The sequence below is a fragment of the Georgenia alba genome (assembly GCF_042665525.1).
Classification (GTDB): domain Bacteria; phylum Actinomycetota; class Actinomycetes; order Actinomycetales; family Actinomycetaceae; genus Allobogoriella; species Allobogoriella alba.
Window position 1 is genome coordinate 2031290 of the sequence record NZ_JBHTCQ010000001.1, and the last position, 22232, is coordinate 2053521.

General features: G+C 73.1%; 23 protein-coding genes. 11 read left to right on the forward strand and 12 right to left on the reverse strand.

The window, feature by feature from the left end; translation table 11 throughout:
• Positions 1-7 precede the first annotated feature (7 nt).
• From ACFQQL_RS09390 to ACFQQL_RS09405, 4 genes are read right to left on the reverse strand one after another with little or no spacing between them, the layout of a single operon-like run.
• Positions 8-1177 carry a hypothetical protein gene (locus tag ACFQQL_RS09390; RefSeq protein ID WP_382393536.1) on the reverse strand — a complete coding sequence of 390 codons (1170 nt, stop codon included), beginning with the start codon at positions 1175-1177 and terminating at the stop codon, positions 8-10.
• A complete protein-coding gene (locus ACFQQL_RS09395) occupies positions 1174-2226 on the reverse strand; it encodes a hypothetical protein (protein WP_382393538.1) in 1053 nt (350 codons plus the stop codon). Before ACFQQL_RS09395 ends, ACFQQL_RS09390 begins: the two co-directional genes overlap by 4 nt.
• On the reverse strand, positions 2223-3329 hold the full coding sequence (locus ACFQQL_RS09400; protein WP_382393540.1) for a hypothetical protein: 1107 nt from the start codon (positions 3327-3329) through the stop codon (positions 2223-2225). The genes ACFQQL_RS09395 and ACFQQL_RS09400 overlap by 4 nt, the downstream gene beginning before the upstream one ends.
• Positions 3326-4411 carry a hypothetical protein gene (locus ACFQQL_RS09405; RefSeq protein WP_382393542.1) on the reverse strand — a complete coding sequence of 362 codons (1086 nt, stop codon included), beginning with the start codon at positions 4409-4411 and terminating at the stop codon, positions 3326-3328. Before ACFQQL_RS09405 ends, ACFQQL_RS09400 begins: the two co-directional genes overlap by 4 nt.
• 91 nt (positions 4412-4502) lie before the next feature.
• On the opposite strand from ACFQQL_RS09405, the gene ACFQQL_RS09410 reads away from it, so the two are divergent.
• The 3 genes from ACFQQL_RS09410 (at position 4503) to ACFQQL_RS09420 (ending at position 6659) form a co-directional block, all read left to right on the forward strand.
• The gene (locus tag ACFQQL_RS09410) at positions 4503-4730 is read left to right on the forward strand and encodes a DUF3046 domain-containing protein (RefSeq protein ID WP_382393544.1); all 228 of its coding nucleotides are present in this window, start codon (positions 4503-4505) and stop codon (positions 4728-4730) included.
• Between the two features lie 254 nt (positions 4731-4984).
• Entirely contained in the window at positions 4985-6055 is a 1071-nt protein-coding gene (gene recA / locus ACFQQL_RS09415; protein WP_382393546.1) for a recombinase RecA, read from the forward strand.
• 1 nt (position 6056) lies between these two features.
• Positions 6057-6659, forward strand: a complete 603-nt coding sequence (locus ACFQQL_RS09420; protein WP_382393548.1) for a regulatory protein RecX — start codon at positions 6057-6059, stop codon at positions 6657-6659.
• Positions 6660-6666: 7 nt separating this feature from the next.
• Here the strand turns inward: ACFQQL_RS09420 and ACFQQL_RS09425 are convergent, their stop codons facing one another.
• The 4 genes from ACFQQL_RS09425 to ACFQQL_RS09440 form a co-directional block, all read right to left on the reverse strand.
• Positions 6667-7557: an amino acid ABC transporter permease gene (locus ACFQQL_RS09425; RefSeq protein WP_382393550.1), complete on the reverse strand. Its 891-nt coding sequence runs from the start codon at positions 7555-7557 to the stop codon at positions 6667-6669.
• Positions 7554-8255 carry an amino acid ABC transporter permease gene (locus ACFQQL_RS09430; protein WP_382393552.1) on the reverse strand — a complete coding sequence of 234 codons (702 nt, stop codon included), beginning with the start codon at positions 8253-8255 and terminating at the stop codon, positions 7554-7556. The genes ACFQQL_RS09425 and ACFQQL_RS09430 overlap by 4 nt, the downstream gene beginning before the upstream one ends.
• A gap of 106 nt (positions 8256-8361) precedes the next feature.
• A complete protein-coding gene (locus ACFQQL_RS09435) occupies positions 8362-9219 on the reverse strand; it encodes a glutamate ABC transporter substrate-binding protein (RefSeq protein WP_382393554.1) in 858 nt (285 codons plus the stop codon).
• Positions 9220-9268: 49 nt separating this feature from the next.
• Positions 9269-10075, reverse strand: a complete 807-nt coding sequence (locus ACFQQL_RS09440) for an amino acid ABC transporter ATP-binding protein (RefSeq protein WP_382393556.1) — start codon at positions 10073-10075, stop codon at positions 9269-9271.
• Between the two features lie 118 nt (positions 10076-10193).
• On the opposite strand from ACFQQL_RS09440, the gene miaB reads away from it, so the two are divergent.
• Positions 10194-11762 carry a tRNA (N6-isopentenyl adenosine(37)-C2)-methylthiotransferase MiaB gene (miaB, locus tag ACFQQL_RS09445; RefSeq protein ID WP_382393558.1) on the forward strand — a complete coding sequence of 523 codons (1569 nt, stop codon included), beginning with the start codon at positions 10194-10196 and terminating at the stop codon, positions 11760-11762.
• Here the strand turns inward: miaB and ACFQQL_RS09450 are convergent, their stop codons facing one another.
• Both ACFQQL_RS09450 and ACFQQL_RS09455 read right to left on the reverse strand, forming a co-directional pair.
• The gene (locus ACFQQL_RS09450) at positions 11763-12287 is read right to left on the reverse strand and encodes a type III secretion system chaperone family protein (RefSeq protein ID WP_382393560.1); all 525 of its coding nucleotides are present in this window, start codon (positions 12285-12287) and stop codon (positions 11763-11765) included.
• The gene (locus tag ACFQQL_RS09455; protein WP_382393562.1) at positions 12284-12799 is read right to left on the reverse strand and encodes a type III secretion system chaperone family protein; all 516 of its coding nucleotides are present in this window, start codon (positions 12797-12799) and stop codon (positions 12284-12286) included. The genes ACFQQL_RS09450 and ACFQQL_RS09455 overlap by 4 nt, the downstream gene beginning before the upstream one ends.
• A gap of 68 nt (positions 12800-12867) precedes the next feature.
• On the opposite strand from ACFQQL_RS09455, the gene miaA reads away from it, so the two are divergent.
• Together miaA and dapF are read left to right on the forward strand one after the other, a co-directional pair.
• Positions 12868-13800 carry a tRNA (adenosine(37)-N6)-dimethylallyltransferase MiaA gene (miaA, locus tag ACFQQL_RS09460; protein ID WP_382393564.1) on the forward strand — a complete coding sequence of 311 codons (933 nt, stop codon included), beginning with the start codon at positions 12868-12870 and terminating at the stop codon, positions 13798-13800.
• Positions 13797-14732, forward strand: a complete 936-nt coding sequence (gene dapF, locus ACFQQL_RS09465) for a diaminopimelate epimerase (RefSeq protein ID WP_382393566.1) — start codon at positions 13797-13799, stop codon at positions 14730-14732. Before miaA ends, dapF begins: the two co-directional genes overlap by 4 nt.
• 38 nt (positions 14733-14770) lie before the next feature.
• On the opposite strand, the gene ACFQQL_RS09470 is transcribed toward dapF, so the two are convergent.
• Positions 14771-15406: a class I SAM-dependent methyltransferase gene (locus tag ACFQQL_RS09470; RefSeq protein WP_382393568.1), complete on the reverse strand. Its 636-nt coding sequence runs from the start codon at positions 15404-15406 to the stop codon at positions 14771-14773.
• 102 nt (positions 15407-15508) lie between these two features.
• Between ACFQQL_RS09470 and hflX the strand changes: the two genes are divergently transcribed.
• From hflX to ACFQQL_RS09485, 3 genes are read left to right on the forward strand one after another with little or no spacing between them, the layout of a single operon-like run.
• On the forward strand, positions 15509-17068 hold the full coding sequence (hflX, locus tag ACFQQL_RS09475; protein WP_382393570.1) for a GTPase HflX: 1560 nt from the start codon (positions 15509-15511) through the stop codon (positions 17066-17068).
• A gap of 7 nt (positions 17069-17075) precedes the next feature.
• Complete coding sequence (locus ACFQQL_RS09480; RefSeq protein ID WP_382393572.1) at positions 17076-19106, forward strand: ATP-dependent DNA helicase; 2031 nt, start codon at positions 17076-17078, stop codon at positions 19104-19106.
• 10 nt (positions 19107-19116) lie between these two features.
• Entirely contained in the window at positions 19117-20121 is a 1005-nt protein-coding gene (locus ACFQQL_RS09485) for an L-lactate dehydrogenase (protein WP_382393574.1), read from the forward strand.
• A 21-nt stretch (positions 20122-20142) separates the two neighbouring features.
• Here ACFQQL_RS09485 and lexA read toward each other — a convergent pair whose 3' ends face one another.
• A complete protein-coding gene (lexA, locus tag ACFQQL_RS09490) occupies positions 20143-20832 on the reverse strand; it encodes a transcriptional repressor LexA (protein ID WP_382393576.1) in 690 nt (229 codons plus the stop codon).
• Between the two features lie 229 nt (positions 20833-21061).
• On the opposite strand from lexA, the gene ACFQQL_RS09495 reads away from it, so the two are divergent.
• Together ACFQQL_RS09495 and nrdR are read left to right on the forward strand one after the other, a co-directional pair.
• Complete coding sequence (locus ACFQQL_RS09495; protein ID WP_382393578.1) at positions 21062-21520, forward strand: LysM peptidoglycan-binding domain-containing protein; 459 nt, start codon at positions 21062-21064, stop codon at positions 21518-21520.
• A gap of 122 nt (positions 21521-21642) precedes the next feature.
• On the forward strand, positions 21643-22188 hold the full coding sequence (gene nrdR / locus ACFQQL_RS09500) for a transcriptional regulator NrdR (RefSeq protein WP_382393580.1): 546 nt from the start codon (positions 21643-21645) through the stop codon (positions 22186-22188).
• Positions 22189-22232: the final 44 nt, after the last annotated feature.

Here is a 22232-nt window from a genome sequence, read left to right on the forward strand (position 1 = left end):
CGGCTCGTCAGGGCCCGACCGGGACCTCCACCTGCCAGGTCGCGGTGACCGATCCGGGCTCACCGCTGTCCGGGCGCTGGACGGGCAGGTCGTACTGCAGCTCCGCATGCGGCCGTTCCGCGTCCTCGGGGATCGGGACGACGATGACCCACTCGGACGACCAGGGATCGGCCTGCATGCCCCAGTCCTGCGCCGTGGCGGTGGCGAACACGGTCGCGTCCTCGCCGCCGGTCCGTGCCCGCACCTCGCCCGACTCGTCGTCCACGATCTCCCACTGCACCGAGCGGTCGTCGGCGTCGACGAGCTGGTCGTCGGCGATGTCGAGACGCAGCCCCATCGTCAGCCACCTGCTGCCCTCGGGCGCCCAGCCGAGGCCGGCCACCCACGGTTCGGTGTCGATGCCGTTGAGGAAGCAGTTGCCGAGCCCGCGGTCGTACGGGCTGCCGTAGAAGAAGACCCCGGAGTCCTCGGGGATGTACGTGACGAGACCGTCGAGCGGCTGCTCACCCCTCTCGCAGCCGGACGAGCGAGGCTCCACGGACGGATCGATCGTCTCGAAGCGACCCGCCTCGAGCGTGCCGTCGGCACGGAGGGTCTGGCTCTCGCCGTCGAAGGTCACGGTCACGGTGGCGTCCGAGCCCGGCCCGTCCACAGCAAGGTAGACGCCGAGGACCGGCAGGATCGGGACGAGCAGCCCGGTGGAGCGTGCCGGCAGCACCCGTGCGACCTGCGACGACAGGTCGAAGCGCTGCCCGCCGGACTCGATCACGACCTCCGGCAGCACCTGCTCGGCTCCGGGCATCCATGCCGAGGGGACCATGCTCTCGGTGCCGATCACGACGGGCAGGTAGGCACCGCCCTCCGGGGCCAGGAGCGGCCCGGCGTCCTCCGACGCCCCCGCCGCGTCCGCCGGCAGCTGCTGGACGGGTTCGCCGAGGTGGATCCCGAGCTGCGCCGTGGGCAGCGTGACGATCTCGGCGTCCCCCGGGACCTGCGTGGTGTAGACCTGGAAGACCTGCCCGGCCTCCGCCCTCGGTTCGGGTGTGACCGCCTCGACGATGTCCTCGCGCCACACCAGCGCCGCCACCAGGGCCACCGCCACGAGTGCAACGGCGAGCGACCAGTACCGCCTCCGGGGCGAGGTCGTCGTGCCGGTCGGGGTCACGCTCTGCGTCATCGCGTCTCCAGGTCGAGGGTCCAGGTCGCCGGGACGTCGAGGCTCGGGTCGGCGAACGGGGTGGGGTAGGTCACGGACAGCTCGGGCATCGGCGCGTCCTCGCGCACCAGGTGGACGGCCCGCCACGGGTCGTCCACGTGCCGGATCGTATGGGTGCCGGCGGCGTCGTTGAGACGGTGCACGTTCGTCGCCTCCGTGCCGCCTACGGTGACCGTCGGCGGCGGTTCGTCCTCGGCGCCGATCTGCGGGTGCAGCTCGACGCCGCCGGGTCCCCGCAGCCGCCACGCCGGCTCCAGCACCAGGCTGAGGACCAGCCAGGTGCTGCCCTCGGGCGCCCAGCCGAGCCCGCCGACCCAGGGCAGGGTGGCCGGGGTGCTCACCCGGCACGTGTACCGCCCGTCCGGGGGCAGGCTCGGGTCGACGTGAACGCCGTCCGGCAGGGTGGGCGGCCCGCAGTCGTGCTGCCGTGCCGGCGCCGGTTCGCCCAGAACCGCGAAGCGGCCGTCCTCGAGCGTGCCGTCGGGACGAAGCGTCTGAGACTCGCCGTCGAAGGACACGGTGATCGCCGCGCCGTCCGGCTCGTCGTCGACCGCGAGGTAGAAGCCGCGCTCCTCGAGGACGAGCGTGCCGTCGGCGCCGAAGGACCGCTCGAGCTCGTCGGTGAGGTCGAAGCGGGTGCCGGCGGCCTCGACGACGAGGCCCGGTTCCACCTGGTCCGCGCCCGGCAGGAGGGTGGCGTGGAGCGTCTGAGGCATGAACGTCTCGATGCTCACCGGCAGGTAGGACCCGCCGCGGGGTGGGGGCGGCGGACGGTCCTCGGCGTCGCCGTCGCCGATCCAGTGGTCCGGTGCCACGGTGACGGGATCCCCGACGACGACCCGGAGCCCGGCGAGCGGCAGCAGCAGCTCGGTGGGCTCGCCGGTGACCAGGTTCGCCGGCACGGCGACGACGTCACCAGCGTCCGCGAGCTCCTCCCACGGCCGCATCCAGGCCAGTACGCCCGCCACGACGACGACCGCGACGACACCGGTGAGAACGGCAGGTCTCATCGCAGCACCTCCAGGGGCACTGTCCAGGAGGCGTGCTCGTGCTCGTCGAAGTCGTCGACCGGGAAGGGACCACGGGGTTCTTCCACCGGGAAGCCGTAGGTGATCTCGGCGTCCGGAAGTGGCTCGTCCGCGTCGACCGCGGCGACGAAGCGCCAGGGGTTGCCGGCCGAGGTGAGCGGGTCACCGAGGGTGTCGTCGGCCGGGAACACCGTCTGCGCCTCCGTCCGGCCCAGGTGGACGATGGGAGGCGGAGTGTCGTTCGCGTCCAACCGGTCGCGTGCGATCTGCACCGCCGCCTCCCACGTGACCGGCGCCAGGGGGCCGGCGGAGGTCACCTCGCGGAAGTAGAAGCTTCCCCGCACGGTGGGGTCGACGTCGCCGACCAACCAGGCCTGACCGGCGGGTGCCCAGCCCAGCCCGTGCACCCACGGTGAGAGGCGCGCGGCGAGCACGGTGCAGTCGAAGGGTGGCGGCTCGACGACGTCCGGGGCGCCGCCCCGGACGCTCTCGGCCACCCGCGCGTCCCCGCACTCGAACGTGCGTTCCTCGAGCGTCCCCTCCAGCGCGTTGCCGACGTCGGCGAACCGGCGCGCGTCGACCTCGGTGCCGTCCGCACCGACGGTCAGCGTCTGGGACTCGCCGTCGAACCTGACCGTGATCGTGACGTCGCTCGACCGGTCGCCGGTCACCAGGTAGTAGGCGCCGTCGTCCGAGCCCGACAGGGTGAACCGCGAGCCACCGGCCGAGACGCCGACGCGGGCCGCCGGTACCTCGCCCGCCCCCGGCACCGAGAGCACGGCTCGGGCCGACGCCGAGATGGACACCGGGACGAAGGACCCACCCAGCGGCGGGAGGGCCCCGTCGTCGGGGAGACGGTTCCGGGGCTGCCCGACCCGGATCTCGATCTCCCCGGTGGGGAGGGTGAGCGTGGTGCCGCGTCCGTCCACGTCCGAAGGATCGCCCCGCAGCACCTCCCCGGTGGCTGCCCGGTTCCAGGGCTGCCACCACGCGAGGCCCCCGACGACGGTGACGAGGAGCACGGCGACGGCGACGACGGCCGTGGTGCGCCCACGGCGCGGTCGTCGGGGCGACTCGGCCGTCATCGCATGTCCTCCAGCGGTTCGGTCCAGGTGGCCCGCAGGTACCCGTCCCGGTCGCCGCCGGCGCCCATGATGGGGAAGCCGTAGGTGATCTCGGCCTCGGGCAAGGGCTGCGCGGCGTCGACCGCGGCGACGAAGCGCCACGGCAGGTCGGAGTCGGCGTTCAGCTCGTCGTCCCGGGTCGCGAAGGCGGCGGCGTCGGCGCCGGCGACGCGGACCTCGGGCGGCGGGGTGTCGGTGCCCTCCACCGCGTCCCAGTCGAGGGTCACCGCCTCCGTCCTCGCGCCGTTCCGCCGCTCGAGCTGCGCGCTGAGGGCGTGGAAGTCCACGTGCCCGACCGCCCACACCTGCCCGTCCGGTGCCCAACCGAGCCGGTTGACCCACGGCGTCCGGTACACCTCGGCCAGGCGGCAGGCGAGGACGGCCGGACCGCCGTCCTCGACGCGGTGGTAGGTGCCGTCCAGCTCGGGCTCGCCGCAGTCGTGGTCGAGGTCGTCCTCCCACGCCTCGAGCTCGACGTCGGGTGTCACCTCGGCGAACCTCCCGGCGTCGACGCTCACCCTGCCCGCGCCGTCCCAGATGGCCGTCTGGGACTCACCGTCGAACGTGACTGTGACGCTGGCTCCGCCCGAGGCACCCGCGACCGCCACGTAGTACAGCTGACCGTCCCGGGGGACCGGGACCGGGACGTCACCTGCCGTCACCCGCACCTCGAGCGACGGCGTGCCGCCGTCCGGCACGTCGAGCTGCCCGGTGGTGAGGTGTGGTTCGAGGGGAAGGCCCACACTGATCGGGAGGAAAGAACCGCCGCGGGGCGGCGCCTCGTCCCCGGCATGTTCCGGAAGGCGTTCCTGCCGCCGGCCGACCTCGGCGTCGACGGTCGCGCCGCTGGGAAGGACGAGCTCCACGCGGTCTCCGAGCGCCTCGCTGACCTCGGCCGACCCGGACGCGACGTCGAACACCTGGCCCGGCTCGGCCCGCTCCACCCACGGCTGCCACCAGGCCAGCGCGGCCACCAGCGGCACCAGGACCACGAGCACGACCACGGTGGTCGTGCGTCCTCGTGAGGTCCCGGTGCGGCTCATGGTCGAGGAGAGTAAGGAGCGGCGACGGCGCGGGGTAGGGGCAGAGCTCCCCATCCGGACGCCGTCCGCCACCAGGTGGCAGGCTGGGCACGTGAGGCACTCGGAGTTCTGGCAGGTGGTCGACGAGGTGCTGGGCGAGACCTACGGGCGGTCGGTGGCGCAGGACCTCGTGCTCCCGGGTGCCGGAGGCCGGACGGCGGTCGAGGCGCTCGACGCCGGTGTCCCGCCACGCCGCGTGTGGGACGCGGTGTGCGACGAGCTGGAGCTCGGCGAGACCGCGCGGTGGCACCACCGCATCGATCCGCGGCGACGTCGCTGAGTCTCTTCACCCGACCGACGTTCTCGATCGCGGCGTGTCGCACCCGTGATCGAACATCCGTTCGTCGTAGTGTCGTCCACAGGTGACGACGTCGGCACCTCCTCGTCCACAGCGGCGAGAGAGTGCCCGGCGGATGTCTGTGGTCGGGCATAGCGTCACCTGCAGGTAGCCGTCCGGAGAGGGCGGGCCCTGCCAAGAGACCAGCCCTGTCCGTCCGAAGGGCCGCGCGGCGGCCCAGGGAGAAGATGATCCACATGTCCGTTGCCGCGTCTCAGACCGCCGACCGCAGCAAGGCCCTCGAGGCCGCCCTCACCCAGATCGACCGTCAGTTCGGCAAGGGGTCGATCATGCGCCTGGGGGACGACTCCGCCCGTCCCAAGGTCCAGGTGATCCCCACCGGCGCCGTCGCGCTCGACGCCGCCCTCGGCATCGGCGGCCTGCCGCGCGGCCGGGTCGTCGAGATCTACGGGCCGGAGTCCTCCGGCAAGACCACCGTGGCGCTGCACGCCGTCGCCAACGCGCAGAAGGCGGGCGGCATCGCCGCATTCATCGACGCCGAGCACGCGCTGGACCCGGAGTACGCCAAGAAGCTGGGCGTGGACATCGATGCGCTGCTCGTGTCCCAGCCGGACACCGGTGAGCAGGCGCTGGAGATCATGGACATGCTGATCCGCTCCGGCGCGCTGGACATCGTCGTCATCGACTCCGTCGCCGCACTCGTGCCGAAGGCCGAGATCGAGGGCGAGATGGGCGACTCGCACGTCGGCCTGCAGGCCCGGCTGATGTCCCAGGCGCTGCGCAAGATCACCGGTGCGCTCTCCGCGGCCGGCACCACCGCGATCTTTATCAACCAGCTGCGCGAGAAGGTGGGCGTGTTCTTCGGATCCCCGGAGACCACCTCCGGCGGCAAGGCCCTGAAGTTCTACGCCTCCGTCCGGCTCGACGTCCGCCGGATCGAGACCCTCAAGGAGGGGGCCGACTCCGTCGGCAACCGGACCCGCGTCAAGGTCGTCAAGAACAAGATGGCCCCGCCGTTCAAGCAGGCGGAGTTCGACATCCTCTACGGCCAGGGCATCTCCCGCGAGGGTGGCCTCATCGACCTCGGCGTCGAGAACGGCATCGTGCGCAAGTCCGGTGCCTGGTACACCTACGAGGGCGACCAGCTCGGCCAGGGCAAGGAGAAGGCCCGGCAGTTCCTCAAGGACAACCCGGAGCTGGCCGAGGAGATCGAGCGGAAGCTCCTCACCCGCCTCGGTGTGCTCCAGGACCCCGCGGAGGAGCCGGCCGACGTCACGGTGCCCGACGAGGTCCCGGTCGACTTCTGACATGACCACCCGAGGACCCGGGCGGCGGCGCAGCGGGCGCCGCCGCCCGGACCTGGAGCCACCGGAGGCGGGCGCCGCTGCGGAGGACGAGGAGCCCGACCACGAGCAGGTCGCCCGGACGATCGCGCTGAACCAGCTGAACGCGGCGCCCCGCAGCCGCGCCCAGCTCGAGGAGGCCCTCGCCCGGCGGGACGTCCCCGACGACGTCGCCGCCGAGGTGCTCGACCGCTTCACCGAGGTCGGGCTGGTCGACGACCAGGCCTACGCGGACATGCTCGTGCGCACCCGGCACGGCGAGCGCGGGCTCGCCCGGCGTGCGCTAGCGGTGGAGCTGCGCCGGAAGGGCATCGCCCCCGAGGTCGCCGAGGTCGCCCTGGAGCAGGTCGACGGCGACGACGAGCGGGACGCCGCGCGGCGGCTCGTGGAGAAGAAGGCCCGCTCGACGCGCGGGCTCGCCCCGCAGGTCCGGCGCCGTCGCATGGCCGGCATGCTCGCCCGCAAGGGCTTCGGCGCGGGTGTCGCCATGCGCGTCATCGACGAGGTGCTCGCCGAGGACGGCGTCGACCCGGCTGCCGAACCGGGGGAGTGGGACGCGCTCGACTGAGCTCGCGTTACGGTCGCGCGGCCTCGGGTCCGGCACTGCCGCCCAGACCGGCGGCCGCCGTCCCGACCGCGGCCGGACGAGTCGTCCCCGCCGTGCGGCGGTCCAGGCGCCGGGCCAGCCGTCCGGCGAACGACGTCAGCCCGAAGTTGATGACGATGTAGATCAGCGCCGCCACGATGAAGGCCGGGATGACGTTGCTGAAGGCCGTCGAGGCGATCTGGGTGGACCGGAGCAGCTCGCTGTAGCTGATAATCTGGCCCAGAGCGGTGTCCTTGAGGATGACGACGAGCTGGCTCACCAGCGAGGGCATCATGGCGATGAGGGCCTGCGGCAGCTCGACGATCCGCCGGCTGCGGGCGGGGGTCAGCCCGATCGCGAGCCCCGCCTCGCGCTGGCCCTTCGGGAGGTTGTGGACACCGGAGCGCACGAGCTCGGCGATCACGGAGCCGTTGTAGAGGGTCAGGCCGAGCACGACGGCGACGAACGGCGCCTGCGCGGGCTCCACGATGTCGAGGCCGGCCAGGAACCCGTAGAAGAAGATCATCATGACGAGGACCGGGATCGAGCGGAAGAACTCGACGACGACCCCGCAGAGCCAGCGCACCGGCGCCAGGTGCGTGAGCCGTCCCAGCCCGAAGACGAGGCCGAAGACGAGCGAGGTGACGACGGAGATCGCCGCAGCCCGGACGGTGTTCCACAGGCCGAGGGCGAGGTAGTCGAGCCAGATCGACGTCTCGAGGAACGGCTGCCACCGCTGCGGGGTGAACTGGCCCTGCCGTGCCAGCCCCGCGACGACCCATGCGAGGACGCCGAGGACCACGAGGGCGCCGACGAGGTTGACGAGCCGGATCCGCCGTCGCGCCCGCGGACCGGGCGCGTCGAAGAGCACGCTGCTCATCGGGCCACCCCCAGCCGGCGCGAGAGGTAGGTCGTGAGCATCCCGATCGGCAGCACGACGATGACGAACCCGAGTCCGATCACGAGGAAGATCGCGATGCCGGTGTCCGGCCTGATCTCGATCATCTGGCGCATCACCGAGGCGCTCTGCACCACGCCCGCGGCCGTCGCGACCGTGCTGTTCTTCGTCAACGCGATGAGCGTGTTCCCCAGCGGGGTGATCGCGCCGCGGAGGGCCTGCGGAAGGATGATCAGGCCGATCGACTGTCCGAACCCGAGTCCGATGGCCCGTGCGGCCTCGGCCTGACCGACGGGCACCGTGTTGACGCCCGAGCGCAGTGCCTCGCACACGAAGGCCGCGGTGTAGGCGGACAGGCCGATCACCGCGAGCCAGAAGCCGTTCTGCTCGATCGACACCCGCCCGGCCTCGTTGCGGACGAGGATGATGCCCAGCTGTCCCCACAGGACGATCGAGCAGGCGAGGATGATCAGGGTCAGCGGCGTGTTGCGGAAGACGTTGACGTAGGCGGCGCCGGCCCAGCGCAGGCTCGGCGCGGGCGAGACGCGCATGACGGCGAGCACGAGTCCGACGACGAACGACACCACGGCCGCCCAGAACGTCAGCTGGATGTTGACCCAGAACGCGCCGATGACGTCGAACTGCCCCAGGAGGTCGCCTATGTCGGCGAGGTAGCCCACTCGGATCTCCTTCGGTGTGCGGGAGGGACGCGGTCCGCTTTGCGGGCGCGCGGGCGCGCGCGGCCGGGCCCGGCCCGGGGCCGGGTCTCGGCCCCGGGCACTCAGGTCAGGCGCAGGCCTCGGGCGTCGGCGGGTTGAGGTCGGGGTTCGGGGTGTAGTTCTCCCCGAAGTTGTCCGCGACCATCTGCTCCCACGTCCCGTCCTCGATCATCTGCTCGATCGCGGCCGTGATGTCCTCGCACATGTCCGACTCGGGCGGGAGACCGACGCCGTAGTTCTCCTCGGAGAACGGGTTGCCGATCAGCTTGAACTGGCCCGCGTAGGTCTCCTGCGCGGCGTAGCCCGCGAGGATCGCGTCGTCCGTGGTGACGGCGTCGACGGTGCCGGCGGCGAGCAGCTCGACGCACTCGGAGTAGCCGGATGCGGGGTACAGCTCGACGCCCTCGGAGTACTCGTCGCGGATGCGCTCCGCGGACGTGGACCCCTCGGCCGAGCACAGGACCTTCCCGTCCAGCGCGTCCGGGCCGGTGATCTCGTTGTCGTCGGCAGCGACGAGCAGGTCCTGTCCGGCCACGAGGTACGGTCCCGCGAACGTGACGAGCTCGGCCCGCTCCGGGGTGATCGAGTAGCTCGCGACGATCATGTCGACCGTCTCGTTCTGCAGCATCGTCTCCCGCTGGGCGGAGACCGCCTCGACGAACTCGATCTGGTCCGCGGAGTAACCGAGGTGCTCGGCGATGTAGGTCGCGACGTCGACGTCCATGCCGGTGAACTCCGAGCCCTCCTGGAGCCCGACACCCGGCTGGTCGTACTTGATCCCGACGGTCAGGCCTTCGCCGCCTCCGCCGCCGCCGTCACCGCCGCCACCGTCGCCGCCGGCTCCCGGCTCGCCTGCCGAGCAGGCCGTCAGCGCCAGCGCCGCCGCCAGCGTCAGGGCGGCACCTGCTGTACGTGTGCGTCGCATGTCGTTCTCCTTCGAGTGGTCCCCCATGCCGGGAGTGTTGAAAGGTTTCTCAGTGCGTGAGCAGCTTGGACAGGAAGTCCTTCGCGCGGTCCGAGCGAGGTGCCCCGAAGAACTCCTCCGGAGCGTTCTCCTCGACGACCTGCCCCGCATCCATGAAGACGACGCGGTTCGCGGCGCGCCTCGCGAAGCCCATCTCGTGGGTCACGACGATCATGGTCATGCCCTCGCGGGCCAGGGAGGTCATCACGTCGAGGACCTCGTTGATCATCTCCGGGTCCAGCGCCGAGGTCGGCTCGTCGAAGAGCATGACCTTCGGCTGCATCGCCAGCGCACGGGCGATCGCCACGCGCTGCTGCTGTCCGCCGGAGAGCTGGGCAGGGTACTTCTCCGCCTGGTTCGCGACGCCTACCCGCTCGAGCAGCGCCATCGCCTGCTCCTTCGCCTCGGCCGGCCGGACGCCCTTGACCTTGATCGGCCCCAGCGTGACGTTCTCGAGGATCGACTTGTGGGCGAAGAGGTTGAACTGCTGGAACACCATGCCGACCTCGGCCCGCAGCTGCGCCAGCGCCTTGCCCTCCTCGGGCAACTCCTTGCCGTCCACGGTGATCGAGCCGGAGTCGATCGGCTCCAGGCGGTTGATCGCCCGGCACAGGGTCGACTTGCCCGACCCGGACGGGCCGATGACCACGACGACCTCACCGCGCGCGACGGTCAGGTCGATGTCCTGCAGCACGTGCAGCGAGCCGAAGTGCTTGTTGACACGCTCGAGCACCACGAGCGGAGATCCGGGTGCGGCCGTGGCGTAGGCGGCAGCCGGCCCTGACGCCGGTCCGACGGTCTCGTCCGTTTCTGTCATGGAGGTCAACCTAACGTGCTCATGATTTCCGGGTCGCCCACGTCGGTAACAGTGTGGACACAGAGCCGGGTCGGAATCCGCACGGTTCCGGCTGCGGAGGAACGTAGAATTCCGGGCGATGTCCACCACCACGACCGCCGCGTCGGCCGCCCGGGCCGCGGACGGCGCGCACCGCACCTACCTCGTGCGGACCCTCGGGTGCCAGATGAACGTGCACGACTCCGAGCGCCTCGCCGGGCTGCTCGAGGAGCGCGGCTACCGACCGGTCTCCGAGGTCCCCGAGGCGGCCGCACGGGCCACCGACGCCGGTGACGGGGGAGCCGACGTCGTCATCATCAACACCTGCTCGGTGCGGGAGAACGCGGCCACTCGGTTGTTCGGCAACCTCGGTCAGCTCGCCGCGGTGAAGCGAGATCGGCCCGGCATGCAGATCGCCGTCGGCGGCTGCCTCGCGCAGCAGATGCGCAAGGGCATCGTCGACAAGGCGCCCTGGGTCGACGTGGTGCTCGGCACCCACAACCTCGACGCCCTGCCCGCGCTGCTGGACCGCGCCCGGCACAACCGGCGCGCCGAGGTGGAGATCGAGGAGTCCCTCAAGGTCTTCCCGTCGACCCTGCCGACCAAGCGGGAATCCGCCTACGCGGCATGGGTCTCGATCTCGGTCGGCTGCAACAACACGTGCACCTTCTGCATCGTCCCGCACCTGCGGGGCAAGGAGCGCGACCGGCGGCCGGGCGACGTGCTCGCCGAGGTCGAGGCCGTCGTCGCCCAGGGCGCCATCGAGGTGACGCTGCTCGGGCAGAACGTCAACAGCTACGGCGTCGGTTTCGGCGACCGCGGGGCGTTCGCCAAGCTGCTACGCGCGTGCGGCACGATCGAGGGTCTGGAGCGCGTGCGGTTCACCTCGCCTCACCCGGCGGCCTTCACCGACGACGTCATCGCCGCCATGGCGGAGACTGAGAACGTCATGCCCAGCCTGCACATGCCGCTGCAGTCCGGGTCGGACACGATCCTGCGGGCCATGCGCCGCTCATACCGCCGCGCGCGTTACCTCGGGATCATCGACCGGGTGCGCGCGGCGATGCCCGATGCGGCGCTGACCACGGACATCATCGTCGGGTTCCCGGGGGAGACCGAGGCAGACTTCGCCCAGACCCTCGAGGTCGTCGAGGCCTCGCGCTTCTCCTCGGCGTTCACGTTCCAGTACTCCCCGCGGCCCGGCACCCCGGCCGCGGACCTGCCGCAGGTGCCCGCCGACGTCGTCGCCGACCGGTACCAGCGCCTCGTGGCGCTGCAGCAGCGGATCTCCACCGAGGAGAACGAGGCACAGGTCGGCCGGACGGTCGACGTCCTGGTCGCCGAGGGGGAGGGACGCAAGGACGAGGTCACCCACCGGGTCACCGGACGCGCCGCCGACAACCGGCTCGTGCACGTCGCCCTGCCGCCGGACCTTCCCGACGGCGAACGGCCCCGGCCCGGCGACATGGTCTCCGTCGAAGTCACCCACGGCGCCCCGCACCACCTGGTCGCCGACTCGGCCCTCACCGGGGGGACCTACCGGCTGCGCCGGACCCGTGCCGGTGACGCCTGGGCCGCTGCGCAGGCCCCCGACGCCCAGACGCACGGCGCAGCCGAGCAGAGTGCCGGCGGGCCGGTCTCGCTCGGCATGCCGGCCGTGCGGCGGTAGTCAGGGCTCCTCTGCCGCCGGCATGGAGCCCCCGAGCGCCTGGAAGAACTGCACGCCCGCCGTCAGCCCGGCCTCGACCAGCTCCACCAGCTGCCGGTCGGTGGCGCCCGCCCCGACGTCGGCGTGCACCTCGGTCCGGACCGTCGTCCCGGTCGGGTCGGTGACGGTGAAGACCGTGGGCCAGATCTTGTCCCGGTTCCAGTCGTTGACCGCCTGGGCGACGGCCCCGCGCAGCTCGTCCGGCACCGTCCGCCCCCATGTCCCCAGCACGCTGAGGTTGTGCTGCCCCTCGCCCGCGAGGCGCAGCCGGAACGGGTAGCCGTCCCACAGGCCTGTCAGCGACGCGTCCGGCTCCACCCGCACGTGGTAACCGCGGGCGGTCACGATCTCCCGGAGGCGTCGGGAGGTCACCGGCGAGGCGTTCTCCGGACGACGGCGCAGCAGCGAGTTCGCGCGGGTCAGCATCTCGCGCGCGTCCGGTCGCGCCGCGGCGCGACGCCGGACGAACCGCTGCACCCAGCTCACAGCACGTCCCGAGGTGCGTGGGCGGCCGGGTCGGGGTAGCGCTCCTCCAGGGCGCGCATGACGCGCAGCCCGTGCCCCACACCACGCTCGACGAGGCGCATCAGCTGCCGGTCGCTGACCCCGGCCGCGAGCGGCGTCGAGGTCTCCGCGACGACGGACAGGAACCCGTCGTCAAGGACCCGGACGTAGCACTTCGGGCCCATGTAGTCCCGGTTCCACGCGTCGAGCAGCGCCAGCACCTCGCCCAGGCGCTCCAGCGCGAGCCGGCGGTGCCAGGCGCCGCGCACCTGGAGGACCGACTCGTCGTCGCCGAGCAGGTAGACGTGGAAGGCCGCCTGCGACCACAGCACGCCCAGGTCGCCGTTCGCGTCATGGAACAGCGGATACTCCAGCTCCAGGAGGGCGTCGGCCACACGGGCGCGCGTCAGCGGTGCGACGGTGTCGAGCACCTCGTCCTGCGCCGCACGCCCCGTGTGTCGGCGGCCGTCACCGAACGCCCCGGTCCGCGCCATGGCATCGAGACTATCGGTCGGGCCCCACCGCGCCGAAGAGCGGTCCCACCGGTCGGTACCGTGACCGGGTGCGAACGCCGGAGCCACTCGTCGCGGTCGTGGGGATGACCGCCAGCGGGAAGTCCGACCTCGCGCTCGACCTCGCGGACGCCCTCGGTGGCCCGGATGCCGTCGAGATCGTCGGCGCGGACGCCATGCAGCTCTACCGCGGCATGGACATCGGCACGGCCAAGGTGCCCCCCGAGCAGCGCCGCGGCATCGCCCACCACCAGCTCGACGTCCTCGACGTCACCGAGGAGGCCGCCGTCGCCGCGTACCAGCGGCACGCCCGTGCCGACGTCGCGGCGATCCGTGACCGCGGGCGGACCCCGATCCTCGCCGGCGGGTCCGCCCTGTACGTCCGGGCGGTGCTGGACCGGCTCGAGTTTCCGGCGACCGACCCGTCCGTTCGCGCCGAGCTGGAGGATCGCGCCGACCGCCTCGGGGCACGCCACCTGCACGACGAGCTCGCCGTTCGCGACCCCGCGGCGGCGAGCCGGATCGACCCGCGCAACACCCGTCGCGTGATCCGGGCGCTCGAGGTCGTCCGGGTCACCGGCCGCCCCTACGCCGCCTCCATGCCCGAGCAGGTCTACGTCACGCCCACGATCCAGATGGCCATCGACATCCCCCGCGACCAGCTCGACGCCCGGATCGGCGCGAGAGCGCGGACCATGATGGACGGCGGCCTCCTGGAGGAGACCGAACGGCTCCTTCAGGCGGGCCTGGCCCGGGGCGCGACCGCCTCCCGCGCCGTCGGCTACGCGCAGGCGCAGGACGTGCTCGCCGGCCGCATGAGCGCCTCCGAAGCCGTCGAGTCCGTCGCGCGGGCAACGCGCCAGCTCGCCCGTCGCCAGGAGAAGTGGTTCCGTCGCGACCCTCGGATCCACTGGCTGCCGGGCGGGGAGGACGTCGACCCTGCCGACACGCTGGCCGCCGCGCTGCGTACCCTGCGGGCATGACCATCTCGCACGCACTGGCCGGCACCACGCTGACCACGGGGCACGGCACCGAGAACGACTTCGTGCTCGTGCCCGACCCCGACGGCGCCCTGACCATCGCCCCGGAGGACGTGCGCGCCGTCTGCGACCGGCACGCCGGCGTCGGCGCCGACGGCATCCTGCGCGTCGTCCGGTCCCGGGAGATCACGGCGGGCGCCGAGGTGCTGCGGGAGAGCCCCGAGGCCGAGTGGTTCATGGACTACCGGAACGCCGACGGCTCCTACGCCGAGATGTGCGGCAACGGCATCCGCGTCTTCGTGCACTACCTGCGTGCCGCGGGCCTCGTCGACCTGCCCGACGGCGAGTCCGTGGTCGTCGGCACCCGTGGCGGTGCCCGGCGGGTCACCCGCGAGGGCGAGCAGTACACCGTCGACATGGGCACCTGGTGGCTGCCCGGCGGCGCGCGGGCCGCGGCCGAGGGCCACGACGTCGTCGTCGAGATCCCCGGCCTGGACGGGCCGCGCGGGGGGCTACGGGTCGCCGTGCCCAACCCGCACACCGTCGTCGCCCTGCCCGACGAGGCGTCGCTCGGCACCGCCCACCTCACGCTGGACGGGCCGCTCGCCCCCACCTACGAACCGGTGCCGCCCGAGGGGACGAACCTCGAGCTCGTCGTGCCGCTCGGCGAGGGCGTCCAGGACGGGGCGCCGGTCGGCACCGTGCGCATGCGGGTGCTGGAGCGCGGAGTGGGAGAGACCCGCTCCTGCGGGACCGGGACGTGCGCGGCCGCGCTCGCCGTCCGGACCTGGGGCGGCACCGGCTCGCCGAATCTCTGGCGGGTCCTCGTGCCCGGCGGCGAGGTGCGGGTCCGCGTGGAGCCCGACACCGACGGCGGTGAGCGGGTCTTCCTCACCGGGCCCGCCGAGCTGACCGCCGACGTCGTCCTGCGCTGAAGCGGGCCGGTCCTCGGTCTGCCGGGCCCTGCGGGGACTCAGCGCGTGGCGGAGCCCTGGACGCTCAGCACCCGATAGCCCTTCGAGCTGGCCGTGCGGGTCACCTCGAACCCCTCGTCGGCGAGCCAGCGGTGAAGCGAGTCCGCGCCGAGGTTGCGCTGCACGACCAGGTGCGCCCTCCCGGTCGGTGCCAGCCGCCCCAGCCACGTGGTCAGCAGCGCGTGCAGCGGGCCCTTGCCGATCCGGATCGGCGGGTTCGACCAGATCTCGTCGATGCCGCCCGGGCCGCCCGCGGGATCCCCGAGGCGTTCCAGCGCCTGCTCGGGCGACATCGTTGTGACGTTCGTCAAGCCCAGTCCCGCCGCATTCCGGGACGTCAGGTCCCGGGCGCGGGCGTTGACGTCCACGGCGAGCACGTCCGCGCCGGGGGAGGCCTGCGCCATCGCCAGTGCGAGCGGCCCCCACCCGCAGCCGACGTCGACCAGGGTGCCCTCGGGCGGCGGGTCCTCGACCGCGTCGAGCAGCACCCGCGTCCCCGGGTCCAGCCGGTCCCCGGAGAAGACCCCGGACGCGGTGTGCACCGCGACCTCGCGGCCGCGGAGCCGCACCCGGAGCGGCCGCAGGTCGCCGGTGGAGGCGGGCTCGCCGGAGAAGTAGTGCTCCTGGGTGCTCACGCACGCAACGCTAGCGCGGGGAGGGGCTCGCGCCGGCTGTGCAAAGGGATGGCAACGCCACAGCCGACGTGGGATCCTTGGGGCAGGCGACGGAAGGACACCATGGCACGCACCGACCACCATCTGCCCACCAGGGACGGCGGCGTCTCGCCCGCCGACCAGCAGGCGGCGGAGGACGTGGTCGCTCGCATCCTCGCGCGTGCCCCGTCGGTGACGTCGGCCGACGGCACGGCGCTGCAGGGACGTGAGGCCGACGGGTCCGAGCTCGACGGCGACCAGCTCGACCGGGAGGAGCGCGCGGCCCTGCGGCGCGTCGGCGGACTGTCCACCGAGCTGCAGGACGTCACGGAGGTCGAGTACCGGCAGCTCCGGCTCGAGCGGGTCGTCCTCGTCGGCCTGTGGTCCACCGGCACCGCCGCGGCCGCCGAGGTCTCCCTGCGCGAGCTCGCCGCGCTCGCCGAGACCGCGGGGTCGCAGGTTCTCGACGGCCTCCTCCAGCGGCGCACGGCACCGGATCCCGGCACCTACCTCGGGTCCGGCAAGGCGGCCGAGCTGGCCGACCTCGTCCGTGCCGTCGGCGCCGACACCGTGATCGTCGACGGCGAGCTCAGCCCGTCCCAGCGGCGTGCCCTGGAGGACATCGTCCAGGTCAAGGTCATCGACCGGACCGCCCTGATCCTCGACATCTTCGCCCAGCACGCCAAGTCCCGCGAAGGCAAGGCACAGGTCGAGCTCGCGCAGCTCGAGTACCTGCTCCCGCGCCTGCGCGGCTGGGGTGAGTCGATGTCGCGGCAGGCGGGCGGACGCGTGGCCGGAGGTGCGGGGATCGGGTCCCGCGGCCCCGGTGAGACCAAGATCGAGCTGGACCGCAGACGCATCCGCACGCGCATGGCCCGGTTGCGTCGGCAGATCAGGGAGATGGCGCCCGCCCGCGAGGCCAAGCGCGGGATGCGGCGGCATCACCAGATCCCGTCCGTCGCGATCGTCGGCTACACCAACGCCGGCAAGTCCTCGCTGCTCAACCGGCTGACGGGGGCCGGCGTGCTCGTGGAGAACGCGCTGTTCGCCACGCTGGACCCGACGGTCCGGCGGGCCTCGACGCCGGACGGGCGGCTCTACACGATCGCCGACACCGTCGGGTTCGTCCGGTCGTTGCCCACCGAGCTCGTCGAGGCCTTCCGGTCGACCCTGGAGGAGGCGGCCGAGGCGGACCTGCTCCTGCACGTGGTGGACGCGTCCCACCCGGACCCGGAGAGCCAGGTCAAGGCGGTCCGGTCCGTCCTCGCCGACCTGCCGGGTGGCGCCGACCTGCCCGAGCTCGTGGTCCTCAACAAGGCCGACCTGGCCGACCCGGAGGACCTCGTCGCCCTGCGCACCCGACTGCCGGACGCGGTCGTCGTCTCCGCGCGGACCGGGCAGGGGGTGGCTCAGCTCCAGGAGCAGATCGCCGAGACGTTGCCGCGCCCCACGGAGGAGATCGACGTCGTCGTGCCGTACGCACGGGGCGACCTCGTCTCCCGCACCCACTCGGTGGGCGAGATCCTCACCGAGGAGTTCCTCGACGTCGGCACCCGCCTGCACGCCCGGGTCGGGCCCGAGCTCGCCGCGGCGCTGCGCGACGTCGACGCGACCGCGGCCGGCAGCGCACGCTCGGCGTCCTGAGGCCCGGGTGGGCAGCGCACAGGTCGAGGGCGTCCTCGGCGACGCCGTCACCGCGGTCGGGGGCGCGCCGCGCGAGGGACAGGAGCGGATGGCCCGGGCGGTCGCCGACGCGCTCGAGAAGGGCAGCCACCTCCTCGTCCAGGCCGGGACGGGCACGGGCAAGTCCCTGGCTTACCTCGCGCCGGTCCTCACCGACGCGGTCGAGTCGGGGCGTCGGGCGGTCATCTCGACCGCCACCCTGGCGCTGCAGCGGCAGGTCCTCACGCATGACGCACCCGTCGTGGCGGAGGCGGTGCGGGCGCGCACCGGGACACGGCCCGACGTCGCCCTGCTCAAGGGCTGGAACAACTATCTCTGCAAGCACAAGGTCGCCGGCGGCTACCCGGCGGAGGAGGAGCCCGGCCTCTTCGAGGTCTCCGCGGCAACCGGCGGCCTGGCGGGTGGCGAGCCGCCCGCCGTCGGCGAGCGCGGCAGCCTCGGCGAGCAGATCCTCCGCCTGCGCGGCTGGGCCGAGGAGACCGACACCGGAGACCGGGACGATCTCGTCCCCGGCGTGAGCGAGCGTGCCTGGCGGCAGGTCTCGGTGACCAAGCTCGAGTGCCTCGGCGGACGCTGCCCGATGCTCGAGGAGTGCTTCCCGGAGCAGGCCCGTCGTGCGGCGCACGGCGCGGACGTGGTGGTGACCAACCACGCGATGCTCGGCATCGCTGCAGCCGGTTCGCCGAACGTCCTGCCCGAGCACGACGTCCTCGTCGTCGACGAGGCGCACGAGCTCGCGGACCGCGTGACCGCCCAGGCGACCGGTGAGCTGAGCGCCGGCGTGGTCGAGCGCACGACGCGTCTCGCCCGGCGGCACCTCTCGGGTGCGTCGGACGCACTGGAACGGCTCGACGCAGCCACGGAGGCACTCCGCGGCCGGCTCGAGGTGGTCCCGGACGGGCGGCTCGCCGACGGGCTGCCCGCCGCGCTGCGCGACGCCGTCGTGCTCCTCGAGGCGGGCACGCGTGAGGCGATGAGCGCCATGAAGGGCGAGCCCGGCGGGACCGAGGAGGCGGGCGCCGTCGCCACCGCCCGGTCCGCGATGCTGACGCTGCACGAGGTCGCCGAGCGGCTGCTGGGCGACGGGGTGCCCGCACGGCGCGACGTGCTCTGGTGCGAGCGACCCCGCGGTGGCCTGGAGCAGCCCCGGCTGCGCATCGCGCCCCTGGACGTCGCCGGACCCGTCGCCAACCACCTGCTCACCGGCCGCACCGCCGTGCTCACCTCGGCCACCCTCGCTCTCGGCGGCACCTTCGACCCGATGGCCCGGTCCCTCGGCCTGACGCTCGGCGATGACGGCGGGTGGACCGGTCTCGACGTCGGCTCCCCGTTCGACTACCCGCGCCAGGGCATCCTCTACCTCGCCCGCCACCTGCCACCGCCGGGGCGGGACGGCCCGTCGGAGGAGGCCCTGGGGGAGCTCGTCGAGCTGGTCCGTGCGGCGGGAGGGGCGACCCTCGGCCTCTTCTCCTCCCGCCGGGCCGCGGAGGTCGCCGCCGAGCGTCTGCGGGCGGAGCTGGACACGCCTGTGCTGTGCCAGGGCGAGGACCAGCTCCCGTCGCTGGTGCGTGCCTTCGCCGAGGACGAGGCCACGAGCCTCATGGGAACGCTGTCCCTGTGGCAGGGCGTGGACGTGCCCGGCCCGACGTGCCGGCTCGTCGTCATCGACCGGATCCCCTTCCCGCGGCCCGACGACCCGGTCCGTTCCGCCCGGTCCGAGGTGGTCGCGGCGGCCGGCGGCAACGGCTTCATGACCGTCGCCGCCACGCACGCCGCGCTCCTGCTGGCGCAGGGGTCGGGCCGGCTGGTACGGACCACGCAGGACCGGGGCGTCGTCGCCGTGCTCGACCCGCGTCTGGCCACGGCGAGGTACGGCAGCTTCCTCGTCCGTTCCATGCCGCCCCTGTGGCGCACGCACGACGGCGAGGTCACCCGGGCGGCGCTGCGCCGCCTCGGCGCGACGGCGGATAGCGCGCCGCCGCAGCCGGCGCGGTCGTAGCCTGGGCGCCATGACCGAGCCGACCGACGCCCACGTGCCCGGCCCCCGCCCGCCCGGCGGGGATCGGCGCCGCAGCAAGGTCGCCGTGGTCGGGGCCGGCGCCGTCGGCTCGACCCTGGCCTACGCGTGCCTCGTGCGCGGTGCCGCCCGCGAGGTCGTCCTCTACGACGTCGACCGGGCTCGGGTCGAGGCCGAGGCCCTCGACATCGCGCACGGGGTCGCGTTCACCCCGATGGGCACGGTCGACGGGTCGGACGACGTGGAGATCTGCCGGGACGCGGACGTCGTGGCGATCACGGCCGGTGCCAAGCAGAAGCCGGGGCAGTCGCGCCTCGACCTCGCCGGCGCCACGATCGGGATCATGCGCGACCTGGTGCCCAGGCTCGTGGCGGTCGCGCCCGAGGCCACCGTCGTCATGGTCGCCAACCCCGTGGACGTCGTGACCTACGCGGGTCTGCAGATCTCCGGCCTGCCCGCCACGCGCTTCTTCGGCTCGGGCACCGTGCTGGACAGCTCACGACTGCGGTACCTGGTCGCCCGGGAGTGCGGGGTCGCGGTCCAGAACGTCCACGCCTACATCGCCGGTGAGCACGGGGACTCCGAGGTGCCGCTGTGGTCCTCCGCCGTCATCGGGGCGGTCCCGCTGCTGGAGTGGGGGAGGCGGACAGGTGCCGAGGGCGTCCTCGACCGGGCGGTGCGGGAGCGGATCACCGAGGAGGTGGTCAGCTCCGCCTACCGGATCATCGAGGGCAAGGGTGCGACCAACTACGCGATCGGACTCGCGGTGACACGGATCATCGAGGCCGTCCTGCGCGACGAGCGCAGCATCCTGCCGGTCTCGACCCGGCTGGAGGACTACCTCGGGATCTCCGGGGTGTGCCTGTCCGTCCCCTGCATCGTGGGCAAGGACGGCGTGCTGCGCAGGCTGGAGCCCGACGTGAGCGACGACGAGCTCGCCGCCCTGCGCCGCAGCGCCGAGAAGGTTCGCGCCGTCAGCGCGCAGTTCGGATTCTGACCGGCTCCGGCTCCGGGGCCGTCACAGGCTGCGCAGGACCGTGACGACGCGGCCCAGCACCTGCGCGTGGTCGCCCGGGATCGGCTCGAACGCCGGGTTCTCCGGCAGCAGCCAGACGTGCCCGTCCTTGCGCTGGAACGTCTTCACCGTGGCCTCGCCGTCGATCATGGCCGCCACGATCTGACCGTTCTCGGCGACGTTCTGCTGCCGCACGACGACCCAGTCACCGTCGCAGATCGCGGCGTCGACCATCGACTCTCCGACCACCCGGAGCAGGAACAGCTCGCCGTCGCCGACGAGCTGTCGCGGCAACGCGAAGACGTCCTCGACCGTCTGCTCGGCGAGGATCGGGCCGCCGGCGGCGATCCGGCCGACGACAGGCACGAAGGTCGGTGCGTCGCCCGAGCGACTCTCGGTCGTGGGTGTCTCGCCGGTCTCGAGGGGACCGGCCTCCGCGTGGGTCAGCTCGATCGCGCGGGGTCGGTTCGGGTCGCGCCGGAGATAGCCCTTCCGCTCGAGCGCGCCGAGCTGGTGCTTCACGGAGGACGGGCTGGTCAGGCCGACCGCCTCGCCGATCTCCCGCATGCTCGGCGGGTATCCACGGCTGGCCACCGCCTCGCGGATGGTCACGAGAATCAGGCTCTGCCGCTCGGTCAGGTGGTGGGGGCCCGGGAGCCCACCGCTCTTGTCGGGCCTGGAGACGGTGCTCACGGCTGGGTCCCTTCGTCGAGAAGTCCGGCGCCGGGGTCCTCCCGGCCGACGTCCGTGTCAGTGGTCGGTGATGTGCTCTCGAACGTCAGCGTAAGAGGCGCGGACCACAAGATCAAACAGCTGTTCGACGGCGTGTCGGGAACAGATGTTCGACAGATGTGGGCGAGGTCCTCTACGGTGACGCACAGACGTTCGACGAACACGCGTTCGACAAGATCGGAGTTCACGCATGAGCGCACTGACCGTCCACCCGGTGGCGCCCTTCCCGTCGCGCGCTCCGCGGCGCAAGCACCTGCAGCTCGTCGGACCGGGCTTCGTGCCCCGTCCCGCGCCGGCACGGGCCCCGAAGGACCTGGCCGAGCCGGGGCGTGCGCGGTGCGAGGCCCCCTCCACCGGCCTGCGCCTGACCCGCCGCGGCCGCCGTGCCGTCGCCACGCTCGCCCTGCTCGCCGCGGGATCGGTCTCGGTGGCCGTGGGCAGCTGGGCAGCGCTCGCCACGCAGCCGGCCGGTCTCGGCGAGACCGCCACCGTGACGGTGGCGCCGGGCGAGAGCCTGTGGAGCGTCGCCCAGGCCGAGGCGGACCCGGGCGAGGACGTCCGGGACGTCGTCGCCCGGATCGCCGAGCTCAACGGCCTGTCCTCCTCCGGCGTGCACGCCGGGCAGCAGCTGCAGGTGCCGCGGGGCTGATTCGGTTGCGCCCGCGCGGAGTGCCGACCTACCGTGCCTCAGGCGTCCGCACGGCCGGGGACCTTCCGGCCCTGGCGACCGGGAACCACCGGCGGCCACGACGTCCAGGGAGGAGTTCCACGGTGCACTGTCCGTTCTGCCGCCGCGCGGACACGCGTGTGGTGGACTCGCGCACGGCGGACGACGGCTCGGCCATCCGGCGCCGCCGCCAGTGCCCGGCGTGCGGTCGGCGGTTCAGCACGGTCGAGACCGCCAGCCTGACGGTGGTCAAGCGCTCCGGTGCGTCGGAGCCCTTCAGTCGGGACAAGGTGATCGCAGGCGTCCGCAAGGCCTGCCAGGGCAGGCCGGTCTCCGACGACGACCTCGCGCTGCTCGCCCAGCAGGTGGAGGAGAACGTGCGCGCGACCGGCGCCGCGCAGGTCGAGGCGGACGAGATCGGCCGTGCCATCCTCGAGCCGCTCCGCCGGCTCGACGAGGTGGCCTACCTGCGGTTCGCCAGCGTCTACTCGGCGTTCAGCAGCCTCGAGGACTTCGAGGCGGCCATCGCGAACCTCCGCGCCGACCACGCCGAACGGCCGGACGCTGCGCACGGGCCGGCGGTGGACGGATCCGAGCCGTCCGCTACGCTGGACACAGCCGGTCAGGCCGAGGAGGCCACGGCCCACTGACTGCCGTCGGTGGAGGCGGAGGGGAAGCCGCCTCCGCCGACGGC